Annotated in this window: 17 protein-coding genes; 8 read left to right on the top strand and 9 right to left on the bottom strand. The window is 62.8% G+C overall.

What is annotated here, in order from left to right; genetic code table 11:
* Positions 1-3: 3 nt before the first annotated feature.
* Positions 4-591, bottom strand: a complete 588-nt coding sequence (gene cobU, locus QM596_RS20210) for a bifunctional adenosylcobinamide kinase/adenosylcobinamide-phosphate guanylyltransferase (protein WP_020908109.1) — start codon at positions 589-591, stop codon at positions 4-6.
* A 2-nt stretch (positions 592-593) separates the two neighbouring features.
* Positions 594-1,250, bottom strand: coding sequence for a DUF3043 domain-containing protein (locus QM596_RS20205; RefSeq protein WP_007730051.1), 657 nt, complete (start codon positions 1,248-1,250; stop codon positions 594-596).
* Between the two features lie 134 nt (positions 1,251-1,384).
* Between QM596_RS20205 and QM596_RS20200 the strand changes: the two genes are divergently transcribed.
* The 3 genes from QM596_RS20200 to QM596_RS20190 all read left to right on the top strand — a co-directional run bounded on the left by QM596_RS20200 (position 1,385) and on the right by QM596_RS20190 (position 4,126).
* Positions 1,385-2,452, top strand: coding sequence for a glycerate kinase family protein (locus QM596_RS20200; RefSeq protein ID WP_092763410.1), 1,068 nt, complete (start codon positions 1,385-1,387; stop codon positions 2,450-2,452).
* 149 nt (positions 2,453-2,601) lie between these two features.
* The gene (locus tag QM596_RS20195; protein ID WP_007730053.1) at positions 2,602-2,952 is read left to right on the top strand and encodes a HesB/IscA family protein; all 351 of its coding nucleotides are present in this window, start codon (positions 2,602-2,604) and stop codon (positions 2,950-2,952) included.
* Between the two features lie 196 nt (positions 2,953-3,148).
* Positions 3,149-4,126 carry a carbohydrate kinase family protein gene (locus tag QM596_RS20190; RefSeq protein WP_283309770.1) on the top strand — a complete coding sequence of 326 codons (978 nt, stop codon included), beginning with the start codon at positions 3,149-3,151 and terminating at the stop codon, positions 4,124-4,126.
* A 63-nt stretch (positions 4,127-4,189) separates the two neighbouring features.
* On the opposite strand, the gene asnB is transcribed toward QM596_RS20190, so the two are convergent.
* Positions 4,190-6,115: an asparagine synthase (glutamine-hydrolyzing) gene (gene asnB / locus QM596_RS20185; protein WP_019748911.1), complete on the bottom strand. Its 1,926-nt coding sequence runs from the start codon at positions 6,113-6,115 to the stop codon at positions 4,190-4,192.
* 319 nt (positions 6,116-6,434) lie between these two features.
* Between asnB and ctaC the strand changes: the two genes are divergently transcribed.
* Entirely contained in the window at positions 6,435-7,499 is a 1,065-nt protein-coding gene (gene ctaC, locus QM596_RS20180; RefSeq protein WP_019748910.1) for an aa3-type cytochrome oxidase subunit II, read from the top strand.
* 39 nt (positions 7,500-7,538) lie between these two features.
* Positions 7,539-7,955, top strand: coding sequence for a cytochrome c oxidase subunit 4 (locus tag QM596_RS20175; protein ID WP_003941723.1), 417 nt, complete (start codon positions 7,539-7,541; stop codon positions 7,953-7,955).
* A gap of 107 nt (positions 7,956-8,062) precedes the next feature.
* Here QM596_RS20175 and QM596_RS20170 read toward each other — a convergent pair whose 3' ends face one another.
* Entirely contained in the window at positions 8,063-8,452 is a 390-nt protein-coding gene (locus QM596_RS20170; RefSeq protein ID WP_020908106.1) for a DUF3224 domain-containing protein, read from the bottom strand.
* A gap of 66 nt (positions 8,453-8,518) precedes the next feature.
* Here QM596_RS20170 and QM596_RS20165 point away from each other — a divergent pair, with 66 nt between their 5' ends.
* On the top strand, positions 8,519-8,815 hold the full coding sequence (locus tag QM596_RS20165; RefSeq protein WP_020908105.1) for an antibiotic biosynthesis monooxygenase family protein: 297 nt from the start codon (positions 8,519-8,521) through the stop codon (positions 8,813-8,815).
* 149 nt (positions 8,816-8,964) lie between these two features.
* Here the strand turns inward: QM596_RS20165 and qcrB are convergent, their stop codons facing one another.
* From qcrB to ctaE, 4 genes are all read right to left on the bottom strand, one after another.
* Positions 8,965-10,569: a cytochrome bc1 complex cytochrome b subunit gene (gene qcrB, locus QM596_RS20160; protein ID WP_044480654.1), complete on the bottom strand. Its 1,605-nt coding sequence runs from the start codon at positions 10,567-10,569 to the stop codon at positions 8,965-8,967.
* Positions 10,570-10,628: 59 nt separating this feature from the next.
* Positions 10,629-11,771 (bottom strand): cytochrome bc1 complex Rieske iron-sulfur subunit, encoded by a 1,143-nt coding sequence (gene qcrA / locus QM596_RS20155; protein ID WP_020908103.1) that lies wholly within the window; start codon positions 11,769-11,771, stop codon positions 10,629-10,631.
* Complete coding sequence (qcrC, locus tag QM596_RS20150) at positions 11,768-12,619, bottom strand: cytochrome bc1 complex diheme cytochrome c subunit (RefSeq protein WP_020908102.1); 852 nt, start codon at positions 12,617-12,619, stop codon at positions 11,768-11,770. Before qcrC ends, qcrA begins: the two co-directional genes overlap by 4 nt.
* A 64-nt stretch (positions 12,620-12,683) precedes the next feature.
* The gene (ctaE, locus tag QM596_RS20145) at positions 12,684-13,295 is read right to left on the bottom strand and encodes an aa3-type cytochrome oxidase subunit III (protein ID WP_020908101.1); all 612 of its coding nucleotides are present in this window, start codon (positions 13,293-13,295) and stop codon (positions 12,684-12,686) included.
* 127 nt (positions 13,296-13,422) lie between these two features.
* Between ctaE and QM596_RS20140 the strand changes: the two genes are divergently transcribed.
* Together QM596_RS20140 and trpD are read left to right on the top strand one after the other, a co-directional pair.
* Positions 13,423-13,911, top strand: coding sequence for a hypothetical protein (locus QM596_RS20140; RefSeq protein WP_037120408.1), 489 nt, complete (start codon positions 13,423-13,425; stop codon positions 13,909-13,911).
* Between the two features lie 140 nt (positions 13,912-14,051).
* Entirely contained in the window at positions 14,052-15,143 is a 1,092-nt protein-coding gene (gene trpD, locus QM596_RS20135) for an anthranilate phosphoribosyltransferase (RefSeq protein ID WP_283309766.1), read from the top strand.
* A gap of 8 nt (positions 15,144-15,151) precedes the next feature.
* Here trpD and QM596_RS20130 read toward each other — a convergent pair whose 3' ends face one another.
* Positions 15,152-15,427: an Lrp/AsnC family transcriptional regulator gene (locus tag QM596_RS20130; protein WP_003941677.1), complete on the bottom strand. Its 276-nt coding sequence runs from the start codon at positions 15,425-15,427 to the stop codon at positions 15,152-15,154.
* Between the last annotated feature and the right edge of the window lie 73 nt (positions 15,428-15,500).

Genomic DNA, 15,500 nt, shown 5'->3' with positions numbered 1-15,500 from the left:
TACTCACATCGTGCCTTCCGGTTGTGCAGCAGTATCTTTCAAGATGAGCGGTAACCCTGCAACCACTAGTACGACACGATCGCACACCGCGGCGATACGAGCGTTGAGAGTGCCGATCTCGTCGCGGAACAATCGTCCCGACCGTGTCTCGGGGATGACGGCCAAACCCACTTCGGGGCTGACCAGCACCAGGTGTCCGCGGTAGTTCTCGACACTGGCGACCAGGCTGTCCGCAGCGGGAGTGATGGTGCCGCGCGGAGCGTCCCAGGCGCCTTGCCGATCGAGTTCAGTGGTCAGCCACGTTCCCAGATCGTCGACCAACGTCGCTGTGTGTGAATCGCTTTCGAGCTGCGCCGCGAGGTCACCGGCAGCTGCGGTTTCGACAGTCGACCAATGAGAAGGCCGTCTGTTGCGGTGCTGGTCGATCCGGCTTTCCCAGTCTGCGTCGGTGACATCACGTCTGGCTGTCGCCAGGTACCGGATCGGTGCCGAACTTTCGGGTAAGTGGCCTGCACAAACCAAATCCTCGGCGTGCGCGGACTTACCAGACCGCGCGCCGCCGAGGACCAAAGTTCTATACGTGTTCGTCACGCTCAGATTGCGTCGCCCGGCCCCACACGAGGCTTCGGTGCGCGCAGCTTACGGATCTGCGACGCGCGAACGAACGCGTACCAGCCGAGCTTGAACCCGCCGTCGGTGCTGTCGGGGAAGCGCTCGGCGACGCGGTTGTTGATCATGCGACCGAGCCAGATGCCTTCGCCGACCATGAAGAGCATCATCACGAGCATTGCCAGCGTGACGATCTGCTGGAGTGCGGGCGTGACGAACATCGTCATGATGAGGATCAATGCGAGCGGCATGAACAGCCCGACGAGGTTGCGGCGAGCGTCGATGAAATCACGGACGTAGGCGCGAACCGGTCCCTTGTCGCGGGGGAGCAGGTACTTGTCCTCGCCGGCGAGCATGCGGGCGCGGCGGTCTGCCGACGATGCGCGACGCTCGGCGGCTTCGGCCTTGCGGTCCTCCTTGGAGCCGCGGGTCGCCTTACGGCGGGCGCGGGCTTCCTTCGCGGTCAGCGGGGCAGGGGCAACGGGGCCACGCCTCTTCGCCTCGGCGTCACGACGCTTGGGTGTGGGGCGGCCCTTGCCCACCTGCTCGATGGGCGCCTCTTCGGAGGCCGAGGATGCCTCAGTGCCCTCGACGTCACGTTTGTCGGAGTTGTCTGAGTCACCGCGGCGTAGCAATTTCACACCTCCAGGCTATTGGATAAGTGCACGGTCTGGGAAACCGACCTCGGTCTTTCTGAAAAACTCGATCGCCCGAGGCACTGAAACGCGCGAGATCGTGAAACATCGGGGTCATTCGGGACTCTTAGACTTCCGCTATGCGGGTAATAGTTGCTCCAGATTCGTTTGGTGAGACGTTGACTGCCGTCGAGGCGGCTGAGTCCATTTCTGCCGGTTGGCGACGTGGCCGACCCGAAGACGACGTCGTCACCGCGCCACAATCCGACGGTGGGCCGGGTTTCGTCGACGTCTTGGCCACGGCTGGGGGCGACCTCCGGACCGCACGGGTTCCTGGGCCACTGACCGCGGGCGTCGACGCCGCGTGGCTGTTGGATTCGGACACGGCGTACATCGAGTCCGCCGAGGCTGTCGGGCTCGGTCTGCTCGGAGGTCCGCCGACACGAGACAGCGCACTCGCCGCGCACAGTCGCGGTGTCGGAGAACTGATCGCTGTCGCGCTCGAGGCAGGCGTGAAGACGATTGTCGTCGGACTCGGTGGGAGTTGCTGCACCGACGGGGGACGTGGACTGGTGGAGGCGCTGGGCGGTCTGGAGGCCGCAACGGCGGCTACGGCGGGCATTGCGTTCGTCGCGGCCACCGACGTCGAACACGTACTTCTCGGCGAGCACGGTGCGGCAGCGGTGTTCGGCCCGCAAAAGGGCGCCGACGCCGATGCCGTCTCTGTCCTCGAAGCGAGAAACGTGAGATGGGCCGAACAGTTGGAGTCCGCCACCGGAAAACGAGTCTCGGATTTTCCGGGTGCCGGCGCCGCGGGTGGTATCGGTGCTGCGCTGTTCGCCCTCGGTGCACAGCGGCGATCGGGGGCCGACGTCGTTGCCGATCGCACCGGCCAGGCGGCGCTATTGGCTTCCGCTGACCTGGTGATCACGGGTGAAGGCAAGTTCGACCACCAATCTCTGCGCGGCAAACTCGTCACGACGCTTGCTTCGGCCGGGGCGGCGCACGGAGTTCCGACGCTCGTCTTTGCCGGTCAGGTCACGCTCGACGCGGCGGACTTTGCGTCGACCTCGATAGTCGCGACGAAATCGGTGACGGAGTTCGCCGGGTCGGTGGAACGTGCGATGGAGGAAGCGTCGGCGTGTCTCGAGGGACTCGCCGAACACACGGCACGGGAGTGGAACATCTGGCGCGGCGCCCGGAGCTGAGGATCCACAAGCGTCGACGCGCCGTTGCCGTGTCGGGAAGACCGGATAGGATGAAGACGAATCGCACCCGGTAAGGACTGGCGGGAATAAGTCGGCAGCGGCGTACCGTTGAAGCGTTCACGGGTTGGTACGAACATTAGGGAGAGCCCATGACTGTGCAGAACGAGACCGCCACCCACGGCGTCAAGATGACCGAGGCCGCATCCGCCAAGGCGAAGGCACTCTTCGATCAGGAGGGTCGCGACGACCTCGCGCTGCGTATCGCAGTGCAGCCCGGCGGCTGTGCCGGACTGAAGTACCAGCTGTTCTTCGACGACCGCACGCTCGACGGTGACCTCACCGTCGACTTCAACGGCGTCAACCTGGTTGTCGACCGGATGAGCGCACCCTACGTCGAAGGTGCGTCCATCGACTTCCTCGACACCATCGAGCAGCAGGGCTTCTCGATCGACAACCCCAATGCAACAGGCTCCTGCGCCTGCGGTGACTCGTTCAACTGAGTCTGTCGATCACAACTCAATTCACAAACAACTGACGCGGAACCGACATTCGGTTTCGCGTCAGTTGTTTGTGGTGACTCGCCTGCAGACCGTTCCGATCTCACGGCTCGGGCGCCGATACCGGCGCTACGGGCGGTAACGTGAACTTTTGCTCCACTTTCATTCTTGTACTCACTTCGCTGAAAGGCCACGATCCGTGACTATTGCGGTAACCGGTTCCATCGCCACCGACCACTTGATGCGCTTCCCCGGCCGCTTCGCCGATCAGCTCCTCGCCGATCAGCTCGCCCACGTTTCGCTGAGTTTCCTGGTGGACGATCTCGTGATTCGCCGCGGTGGTGTCGGCGGCAACATCGCTTACGCCATGGGCGTGCTCGGTGGGTCCCCGCTACTCGTCGGCGCAGTCGGTGCCGACTTCGCCGAGTACCGCACGTGGCTCGAGGACAACGGCGTCGACTGCAGCGCGGTCCGTATCTCGGACAAGGCACATACGGCGCGTTTCGTGTGCACCACCGACGAGGACATGGCGCAGATCGCGTCGTTCTACCCCGGTGCGATGAGCGAGGCCCGCGAGATCGAACTCGCGGCAGTGGCCAAGACTGCGGGCGCAGTCGAGCTGGTGCTGATCGGCGCCAACGACCCCGAGGCCATGGTTCGCCATACCGACGAATGCCGTCTGCTCGGAATCCCGTTCGCAGCGGATCCGTCGCAGCAGCTTGCTCGCCTGTCCGGTGACGAGGCCAAGGCGCTCATCCACGGTGCTAAGTACTTGTTCACCAACGAGTACGAGTGGGGTCTGCTTCAGCAGAAGACTGGTCTGAGCGAGGAAGAGATCCGCGCGCAGGTCGGCATCCGTGTCACCACCCTCGGCTCCAAGGGTGTGGAAATTGTTGACGCCGAGGGTAATTGGGTGCGCGTCGACGTAGTGCCCGAGACCGGCAAGGTGGATCCGACGGGCGTTGGCGACGGCTTCCGTGCCGGGTTCCTGCTCGCACACGGCGCTGGCCTGAGCTTCGAGCGCGCCGCACAGCTGGGATCTTTGGTCGCTGTGCTGATCCTCGAGACCGTGGGAACGCAGGAGTGGGTGTTCAATCGCGACGAGGCCCTCAAGCGCCTTACCGGCGCATACGGCAGTGCGGCTGCGGACGAGATCGCGACGATCCTGCCGAAGTAGGGCTCCGCCCCGTGAGTGGTTGAGGAGTCCGGAGACTCCCTGACCACTCACGGGGCCGAAGGCCTAGATGTTGACCGGGTACACCGGTTCCTGGATCTGCGGCACGATGCGCTTCTCCACGAAGATCCCGTGCCAGACCATGAACGTCAGCACGGTCCACAGGCGTCGGCTGTGGTCGGACACGCCCTCGCGGTGATCGTTGAGCATCTTCACGACGGCCTGCTTGTCGAAGATGTGGTCGGTACCCGACTCCTCGATCTGCAGATGTGCCCAGTCGAAGAGTTCGGTGCCGCGCAGCCAATGGCGCAGGGGAACCGGGAACCCGAGCTTCGCACGGTGCAGAACATGGTGCGGCACAATGCCTTCCAAGGCCTGACGCAGTGCGTACTTGGTTGTGTCCTTCGTGATCTTCTGATCGAGCGGCACGCGTGACGCTACGTCGAAGACCTCGGGATCGAGGAACGGCACACGCAGTTCCAGCGAGTTGGCCATCGTCATCTTGTCGGCCTTGACGAGGATGTCGCCGCGCAGCCAGGTGAACAGGTCGAGATGCTGCATCCGGGCAACCGGATCCCAGTCCCGTGACTGCGCGTAGATCGGCGCGGTGACGTCCTGGTGAGTCCACTCGGGGCGGAAATCGCGAAGGACGGCGCGGAGCTGAGCGTCGTTGAAGCTACGAGCATTGCCGTAGTAGCGCTCCTCGAGGGTCAACGAACCGCGATTGAGCAGACTCTTGCCGCGAGTACCGTCCGGGATGCGTTCGGACAACTTGCCCGCAGCCCGACGTAATCCCTTGGGGAGGTACTCGAAAGGCTTGAGCGACAACGGCTCACGGTAAATCGTGTAACCGCCGAACAGCTCGTCGGCACCCTCGCCGGACAGCACGACCTTGACGTGCTTGCGGGCTTCCTTGGCGATGAACCACAGCGGAATCAATGCCGGATCGGCTACCGGGTCGTCGAGGTACCAGACGATCTCGGGAATGGCAGCGGCGAACTCGGCGGGGGAGACCACCTTGACGACGTGCTTCGCGCCGATCGCCGCGGCAGATTCTGCAGCGACGTCGACCTCGGAATAGCCCTCACGTTCGAAACCGGTCGTGAAGGTGATCAGGTTGGGGTTGTGGCGCATCGCCAGTGCCGCGATCGCCGTGGAGTCGATACCGCCGGACAAGAACGAACCGACGGTGACGTCGGCGCGCATGTGCTTGGCGACCGAATCCTCGAGTGCCTCGGCGATTTCCTGGTAGCGCGCCTTCTCGGTGCCAGGTGCAAAAGGCTTGGCCGGGAACTTCGGCGTGAAGTACCTCGTGAACGTGGGTTCCTCGCCCGGACGCACCCGGGCGAAGCTGCCCGACTCCAGGCGTCGGATCTCCTTGTGCAGTGTTTCCGGCTCCGGTACGTACTGCAGAACGGTGTAGTGCTCGATGGCGCGCGGATCCAGCTCGGTACCGATGCCGATCAGATCGGTGAGTTCGAGCAGGCTCTTCTTCTCACTGCCGAACGCGGTGCCGCCGGCGCCGGTAGCAATGAACAGCGGCTTGATCCCGAACGGATCGCGCGCGATGAACAGCTCGCGTGTGTCGGTGTCCCAGATCGCAAACGCGAACATTCCGCGTAGGCGCCGGACCGCATCCTCACCCCAGTAGTGGAATGCAGCGACGATGGCCTCGGAGTCGCCCTCGGTGAAGAACTTGGCGTCGTGGTCCTTGACCAGTTCGGCGCGGATCTCCAGGTAGTTGTAGATCTCGCCGTTGAACGTGAGCGCATAACGCTCCGGGTTCTCCGGCGGGCCCCAACGCAGCGGCTGGTGGGAATGAGCGATGTCGATGATCGCCAGGCGGTTGAACCCGAAGACGAGGTGGTCGTCGTTCCACGTCCCGTGTTCGTCCGGCCCGCGGTGACGAAGGCAATGCATCGCCTGGTCGACCCGCGAGACGGCGTCCTCGCTGGTTCCGCCAGATGTCAGTAGCCCGAGCAGTCCACACACAGCGTCCGGTTCCTCGATTCAGAATTTTTGTAGAGAAGGCTCCCGGACACGAGTGTCGGGGAGAGGTCAACGAACTCTTGTCGAAAGTATGCCGCAGATCGACGTCCCTGCCGATCGCGGCGGAACGAATCGACGTGATGTGCGTCGCCGAAACGACCTGAGCCGTTCCTGAGCAGCACCTGAGAGAGCTGTGTGACGTCCGCCGCGACACGGGCGAGGACCCGAGGATGGATAGCGCCCGGCTTTGGTCTACGCTGCGTAGTAATTGGGCCTTCCCTCCGGGCATGCCCTAGTTGAATTTTGTGGCGATCAGGAAGGCGTGAACGTGGCGCAAGGTCGGATCCTTCGGCGAGCGGGGCTGGCAGTATCTCTGGGCATTGCTGCCTTGCTGCTGTCGGGTTGCTCCATCGACAACGAAGTGCTTCGTTTCGGGTGGCCTTCGGGCATCACCCCGGAGGCGACGCGCATGCGTGAGCTGTGGACGTGGTCGGTTGTAGCCGCCCTCGTCATGGGTGTGCTGGTGTGGGGACTGGTCTTCTGGGCCGTCATCTTCCACCGCAAGAAGAAGGACTCGCCGGAATTCCCGCGTCAGACGGCATACAACGTGCCTCTCGAACTCGGTTACACGGCAGTTCCCTTCGTCATCATCGCGGTTCTCTTCTACTTCACCGTCATCGTCCAGAACCATGTTCTGGACAAGACGGACAACCCTGACGTCGTCGTAGACGTCACGGCATTCCAGTGGAACTGGAAGTTCGGCTACCGCTCCATCGAGTTCGGTGACGGCAGTGCCAAGTACAACGGCATCGACGTCGAAGCCGAAGAGGCTGCCAAGGCCGAGGGCTCCACTGTCAACGATCACGGCGAAGAAGTTCCCGGCCCGATCCACGGCAACAGCACCGAGGACCTGAGCTACCTGCACTACGACAAGATCGAGACTGTCGGCTCCAGCCAGGAGATCCCGATCCTCGTTCTGCCCACCGGCAAGCGGATCCAGTTCGAACTCGCTTCCTCGGACGTCATCCACGCTTTCTGGGTGCCTGAGTTCCTGTTCAAGCGCGACGTTCTCCCGAACCCCAAGGAGAACCACTCGGACAACATCTTCCAGATCAGTGAGATCGAGAAGGAAGGCGCGTTCGTCGGGCGTTGTGCAGAAATGTGTGGCACGTTCCACGCGATGATGAACTTCGAGGTTCGTGCGGTTTCGCCCGAGGACTTCGCCAAGTACATCGAACTGCGCAAGGGTGACGCGGAGGGCAAGGGTGGTCTGACGACCGCCGAGGCCCTGCAGGCAATCGGTCAGTCGCCGGTGGCTACGTCGACCACGCCGTTCAACACCGACCGCGAGTACCGTCAGGCAACCGTCGCCACTGCAGGCAACTGAGCCGGCCAGCCTCTTCACTGAACAAGGACAAGTGCTGATATGAAGATCGAAGCCAAGCTCTTCGAGATCCTGACGATGTTCTTCATTCTCGTCGCGATCATCTACGGAGTGTTCACCGCTCTGTCACGCACAGGTATCGAGTGGGCCGGACTGACGGCCATCGTCCTGTCTGCAGGTCTGACGCTCATCGTGGGTACCTACTTCCGCTTCGTTGCCCGTCGTCTGGACACCCGTCCCGAGGACTACGACGACGCAGAAATCTCGGATGGTGCAGGAGAACTGGGCTTCTTCAGCCCGGGTAGCTTCTGGCCGATCCTGCTTGCCGCCGCAGCTGCACTCGCGGCAGTGTCGCTGGCGTACTTCCAGCCGTGGCTCATCGCAGTCGCAGTTGTCTGTGTGCTCGCCGCAGCCGCAGGCCTGGTGTTCGAGTACTACACCGGACCTGAGAAGCACTAGTTTCACCCGCACTCGAACAGAGGCGCCGCACCCACCCGGGTACGGCGCCTCTGTTGTCGTATCTGCGAGTTGCGGTACGAGGGTGCCGATTACCCAACCGCTCTTTGTCAGTCGTGGAGCGAGTATTCGAGGTCGTAGCGGTGCAGACCGTCGACGATCTCGAGCTCGAGAGTGCCTGAGATGCCCTTCAGCTCACCGGTTCCGGACCCCGGCACGATCTCGTACAGAAGCTTCTGCGTTCCGTTGATCATCTGACCGAACTGCTGCAGTGCGAACGATCCCACAGCTTCGTCGACCTGCCCGGTGACAAACTCCAAAGCGACGTAGCCCGCTTCACCGGTTGTCGGATCGCCCGCGGACAGCATGAGTCCGGTCGATGTGCCTTCGACGCCGCCGATGAACGTCTTGTCGAACTCGAAGCGCCCGACGCGTCCGGAGAGCTCAGGATCGGCGGGGCGGAGATCGATCTCGAAGGTGCCGCGTGCATGGGATGTCATGGTCCGAGTATCTCACCAGGCGGCAACGCCTCGAGGGGACTCCCGAGAACGTGCAACACTCCGTAGATGATCCTTGAACATGCCGTCCTGCAGGTCGATCCGTCGCAGTCAGCGCGATTCGAGGCCGCGTTCGATGTAGCCCGAACCATCATCTCCGAGGTCCCCGGATTCATCAGGTTGCGGCTCTCGCACTGCCTGGAATCGCCGGAGCGATATCTCCTGCTCGTCGAGTGGGAAGACGTGGAGTCACACACCATCGGGTTCCGTCAGTCCACGGGATACGAGAAGTGGCGAGAACTTCTCCACCACTTCTACGAGCCGTTCCCGACGGTGGAGCACTATTCAACTGTGCTCGAGGTCTAGCAAAGGCGTAGTGCCCGCTGTTGTCGGCGCTCAGACGTCGAACCGGGGGAGTGGTGACCCACTGAAGGTTGTCATGCTGAATCGCTCAGAGAACGAGTGAGGCCCCGAACCGGAATGCGGTTCGGGGCCTCACTGGTCAACTGTCGTCCTTAGTGGAGTTCTCCACTGGAACCATCGGACTTGCCGTTGGTTCGGTTCTGGTAGTCCAGAAGGATCTGAAGCTGCTCGTGCTCAGCTTCGTGATGAGCGGCTTCGAGAGCCTCGCTCTCCTCGACTGGGTCAGCGGTGATCAGGCTACCGCTACCGGGCTTGCCGGCGAGGCCGAGCTTGTTCATCTTCTTCGGGACAGCAGCACCCTGGTACTCGAGCGGGATCGGGTGTCCGTGCTCGTCGACGGGGCCGAGCGGCTGGTGGATCTCGATGTACTGACCGTTCGGCATCCGCTTGATGATGCCGGTCTCGATGCCGTGTTCGAGGACTGCACGGTCACTGCGCTGCAGGCCGATGCAGAACCGGTACGTCACGAAGTACGCGATGGGCGGAAGGATGACCATGCCGATACGGCCGATCCACGTCATTGCGTTCAGCGAGATGTGAAGGTGGTACGCGATGATGTCGTTGATGCAGGAGATCGTGAGCACCAGGTAGAACGCGATGGACATCGCACCGATAGCGGTACGGACCGGCACGTCGCGCGGGCGCTGCAGGATGTTGTGGTGAGCGTCGTCTCCGGTGAGACGCTTTTCGATCCACGGGTACGCGATCAACAGTGCGAAGACGAGGCCCATGATCAGGGCGACGGCGAACACAGCGGGGATCGTGTAGCGGCCGAACAGGTAGATCTCCCACGCCGGCCACAGTCGAGCAAGGCCGTCCGTCCACATCATGTAGATATCGGGCTGGGAACCTGCCGAGACCTGTGACGGGTTGTACGGACCGATGTTCCACACGGGGTTGATCTGGAACAGACCACCGAGCAGTGCGAGCACGCCGAAGGTCATGGCGAAGAACGCGCCACCCTTCATTGCGAAGACCGGGAGGATGCGGACGCCGACTACGTTCTGTTCCGTACGGCCGGGGCCGGGGAACTGCGTGTGCTTCTGGTACCAGACCAACGCGAGGTGGCCGGCGATCAGAGCCAGGATGATGCCCGGGAACAGCAGCACGTGAGCGACGTAGAGACGCGGGATGATGAGGTCGCCGGGGAAGTCGCCGTCGAAGATCAGCCAGTGCATCCAGGTACCGACGATCGGGATACTCATCGTGATACCACCGAAGGCGGCGCGGAGGCCGGTGCCCGAGAGCAGGTCGTCGGGGATGGTGTAACCGAAGAAGCCTTCGAACATCGCCAGGATGAGCAGCAGGCAGCCGATGACCCAGTTCGCTTCACGCGGACGACGGAATGCGCCGGTGAAGAAGATGCGAGCGAGGTGAACGATGATCGACGCCGCGAACATCAGTGCAGCCCAGTGGTGAATCTGGCGAACGAAGAGACCGCCGCGCACCTCGAAGGAGATGTTCAGGGTCGTCTCGTAGGCGCGAGACATCGTGACACCGCGAAGCGGCTGGTACGCGCCCTGGTAGACGACGTGTGCCATCGACGGATCGAAGAACAGTGTCAGGAATACACCGGAGATCAGCAGGATCACGAAGCTGTAGAGCGCGATCTCGCCGAGCATGAAGGACCAGTGCGTCGGGAAGACCTTGTTGATCTGCCGGCGCATGCCTGCGGCGAGGTGGTAGCGGGAGTCCATAGCCTCCGCTTGTCCAGCCGCTGCCGCGCTGATCTTGGACGGTTTGGTTGTTGTTGTGGTCACGGTCGACGCTCCCAAAATGCCGGGCCGAGTGCTTCGATGAAGTCACCGTCGGCGACCAGGAAGCCCTCTTCGTTCACTGTAATAGGCAACTGCGGAAGTGCGCGAGCAGCGGGACCGAAGATCGGCTTGCCGTAGGTCAGTGCGTCGAACTGCGACTGGTGGCAGGGGCACAGAATACGGTTGCTCTGCTGTTCGTAGAGCGAGGTGGGGCAACCCAGGTGGGTGCAGATCTTCGAGTACGCGAAGTAATCGCCGTAGTTGAAGCTCTCCTGGCCCTTGCGCTTGGTGACACGCGCGGTGTCTTCCGTGCGGAGGCGGATGAGCATCACCGAGTTACGAATGCCGCGCAGTGCTGCGAGCAGAGCGTGCTCGTCGCCACGGTCGGACTCGCGGAACGGGAAGACCGTTTCCATCGAACCGGCATCGAGATCTTCCGGGCGAACGAGGACGATGTCCTCGGGACGGCCGGTGTCACGACGCAGGTAGATGGTCTCGCCCGGGTAGTTCGGGGTCCAGCCGGACACCCACAGGGGTGAGTCGTCGCCCTTGGCCCACGGGTTCTTGATGAGTCCACCGAGAGGCATGACCATCATGACGCCGAGAGCGCCACCGCCGAACATCAAGCTGCGCTTGATGGCCTTGCGGCGGGGGAGGGTGGACGTATCGAGGGTGTCGCCGAGCTCGGCGACGATCGTGCGACGATCGACCTCGGTGGATCCACCGTCGTGGCGGTCCTGGATCGAGACCTCTTCGGGGATGAACTTCTTGGTGAACTGAACGGCACCGATGCCGACGCCGAGGATCGCCAGACCCATGGTCAAGCCGATCAGCGGGGTGTACAGGCTGTACTTGCCGTAGTTCTCGTCACCGGCACCTGCATACTCCCAGGGCCAGAACAGGTAGATCGCGATGAATGCGATCGCCGAAACGCCGGCGAGGCCGAACCAGAAGGCGACGTTGCGCTCGGCGCGCTTTTCCGCCCTGGTGCCCTTTACCGACCAACGATCACGGCGGTAGACGACATCGACGCCATCGAGATTGGTACCCAGCTTGACCAGGTCGTCGCGTGACATCGCGTCGAGCTCTTCATCTGTGTACTTCTTAGGCGTATCGCCGCCATGCTGGCCAGCGTCGCTCATGACCTTGCTCCGATCCACAATGCTGCACCGACGACAGCGATGATTCCGACGGCCCACATGGCGAGACCCTCAGAGGCCGGACCGAGGCCACCGAGCCCGTACCCACCGGGGTCCTTCGACTCGCCCGACGACTTGACGTAGGCGATGATGTCCTTCTTCTCCTCGATCGTCAGCTGACGATCCGAGAACTTCGGCATGTTCTGGGGGCCGGTAACCATGGCAGCGTAGATCTGCTGCTCGCTGGCCGGATCCAGGACCGGGGCGTACTTGCCCGAGGACAGTGCGCCACCGCGGCCGGTGAAGTTGTGGCACGACGCGCAGTTGAGCCGGAAGAGCTCACTGCCGCGTCCGATGTCGCCACCGCGCAGCGAGGACTGGGCGATTTCGCCGTTCTCGTCGCGGATGAGCGTCGGGCCGCCGCCGTTGGCCTGGATGAAAGCGCCGAGGGCGTCGGTCTGCGCAGCATCGAACTTGGGGTCCTTGCGTGCAGCCTGGGCCTCGTTGCGAGCTGCGGGCATACGACCAGAGGAGACCTGGAAGTACACGGCTGCTTCGCCGACGCCGATGAGGCTGGGACCGCGGTCCTGCACGCCCTGCAAGTTCGCGCCGTGGCACGTGATGCATGACGTGTCGTAGAGCTGCTTGCCTTCACGAATCAGGGCTGCTGAATCGTCGCTGGCGGTCGCAACCTGCGGAGCTGGTGTCAACGCCGAAGCGAGGAAACCTGCGCTGATCAATCCCATCATCAATACGAGCGCGCCGGTAACGCGCCGGCGGATTTTCCGCTGGCGACGCGACTTCGCGGCATTCGCTGAGTTATCGGATGCGGGAGGGGGGGATGAACTCATCTGTATCCCTTTGGTATGTCGGGACGGAACTGGACGTCAGGGGCTGCCTGGGGCGTACAGCTGATTAACGGATGAAATAAATCGTGGCAAACAGCGCGATCCACACGATGTCGACAAAGTGCCAGTAGTACGAAACAACGATCGCGGCGGTGGCCTGGGCGGGCGTGAACTTGCTGACCCGGGTACGTGCGATCAAGAAGACGAAGGCGATGAGACCGCCGATGACGTGCAGACCGTGGAAGCCGGTGGTCATGTAGAACACCGAGCCGTACACGCTGCTCGAAATCGTGGTGCCCTCGTGCACAAGGTGGTAGTACTCGTAACCCTGGCCGGAGACGAAGAACGCCCCCATGATCAAGGTGATGGTGTACCAGCGACGAAGTCCGAAGACGTCGCCACGCTCAGCCGCGAAGACACCCATCTGGCAGGTGAACGAAGATGCGATAAGCACCAAGGTCACCGGCACGGCCAGATACAGGTTCAATTCGGTTGGCTCCGGCGGCCAATTTCCGTTCGCCTGAGCTCGTGCCACGAAGTACATGGCAAAGAGCCCTGCGAAGAACATGAGCTCACTTGACAACCACACGATGGTGCCAACGCTGACCATATTCGGCCGGTTCAGCGAGTGCACGCGTTGGGTGATTGCCGATCCTGAAGTCCCTACTGCGCTCGTCACAGACAGAAGTATGACGCTTCGTCGTAAGAGACGACCACTCGGGTCCACCATCGGCGCGTCGCTCGGCTCGAGTTCGCGGGATCGGGCGGCGAACGCGCTGGTGGCGTGGTCGGAATATGCTGGCGCGATGGCAGCTACACACAAGAGTAGACCGTGGTTCCTGAGAATTTTCGGCACGAAGATTCCGACGCCGCTCGACGCGGCGCGGTCGGATCTGGTCGTCGTTGCCGAGGGCTTCGACGACGCCGAGGCGAGTTCGACCGCTCTCGAACGTGCCGGCTCCACCGAGCCGGAGTTTCGGGCGGAGTCCGAAGTGGTTCTGCGGCACCATCTCGACCTGCCGGAGGACTCGGTTGCCGATGCCGAGAACATCGTCGCTCAGGACGGATATGTGCGAGGCGCGAGTCGGCCCGAGGACGTGACTCAGGCGGTCGAGAATTCGGTTCGCGTTATCTTCGAGCGTGTCCAAATCCTTGACGCCCTGCATTGCTCCCAGGAGCGATCACGAATGGCCGGTCTGGCGCAGCGACTCGGTGGTTCCGTCGCCGGGTGGGACGCGCTCCAGCCCCCGATTCTTGCGGAGGCGACGCCCAAACGCGGTCGCCGAAAGACCTGAGCGGCCCTATTCGGTTTCCTTGCTACCTCACTGACTAGGCTGCGAGGGTCATCGGCAGCACAAAATGGCAGAACGAAACGACAGCTCGAAACGACAGCTCGAAATCCAGCCCACATGAACGACAAGGGGACCAAGGCACTATGGCCGGCACCGACGCATCCAACGCCGTGAACGTCGATTCGAGTGCAGTGGTGCGGTCGTGGCCGATGATTCTCGGTCTGCTCACGGACGGCAGTGATCTGTCGGAAGCCGACAGTCGGTGGGCGATGGGCGAGATCATGTCGGACAATGCCACTTCCGCTCAGATCGCCGCTTTCGGCGTCGGGCTGAAGATGAAGGGCGAAACCCCCGCGGAGTTGGAAGGGCTCGCCGGCGCGATGCTCGAACACTCCCGGCGCGTGCCGGTCGATTCCGACGTGGTCGACATCGTCGGCACGGGTGGCGACCGCTCCAACACGGTTAACATCTCGACGATGGCCTCGATCGTGGTTGCCGCGTCCGGTGTGCGAGTTGTCAAGCACGGCAACCGCGCTGCTTCGTCCAAGAGCGGTGGCGCAGACGTGCTCGAGGCGCTCGGCGTTCGCATCAACCTCGGCCCGGAGCAGGTTGCGAGGTGCGTCGAAGAGGTCGGCATCGGCTTTTGTTTCGCGCCGGTCTTCCATCCCGCACTGCGCTTTGCGGCGGTGCCTCGCAAGGAAATCGGCATCCCGACGGCATTCAACGTGCTCGGTCCACTGACCAATCCGGCTCGTCCGCGTGCCGGGCTGATCGGGTGCGCATTTCCGAAGCTGATCTCGGTCGTCGCGGGAGTCCTTGCGCAGCGCGGTAATTCGGCGTTGGTGGTGCGTGGAGACGACGGACTCGACGAACTGACCACATCGACGACTTCGACGGTTCACATCGTCGGCGGTGGAAGTGTGCGAACTGTCACGCTGGATCCGCGCGACCTCGGAATCGACCGCGTTCCTCTCGAAGAGTTGCGCGGAGGAGACGCCGAATTCAACGCCACCGTCGCCCGAACGCTGCTTTCCGGACAGAAGGGGCCGGTCCGGGACGCGGTCTCGCTGAACGCGGGAGCGGCCATCGCGGCGTTCAACGGTGTCGGTGACGATCTCGAGGGTGCGATCTCCGCCGGGATGACTGCAGCCGCTGCCGCGATCGACAGCGGCGCCGGCGCTGAACTGCTTCACAAGTGGGCGGCACTCACCGCCGAACTGGCCGACCAAGCCTGATCGACGAGCTACTCGCCCAGCGAGAAACCGGCCTCGACGTCTGCGCTGGAGAATGACTGGAAGGCGATGTGTGTGGCGGTTCGGAGAACGCCGGGCACCTTGTTGATTCCTCCGGTGACCACGTCGGCGATCTGGGCGTGGTCACGTACCTTCACGATGGCGATCAAGTCGACGTCACCTGCGCACGAGTAGACCTCCGTCACTCCGGACAGGTCGGCGACGGCCTGCGCGGTTTCCGGGATCCGAGCGGACTCGGCGTGAATCATGACGATGGCGTTGATCATTTCTCTCCTCGATTTCCCGGTGGGTTGTGATGACCCGGTGGTTTCGATCGAGCTTAGGGGTGCCGCTCCGTCG

Origin of the sequence: Rhodococcus sp. IEGM 1406, assembly GCF_030056745.1 — a bacterium.
Lineage (GTDB): Bacteria > Actinomycetota > Actinomycetes > Mycobacteriales > Mycobacteriaceae > Rhodococcus_F > Rhodococcus_F erythropolis.
Note: the sequence above shows the minus strand (reverse complement) of the source record. Positions and strands in the feature narration are given on the sequence as shown.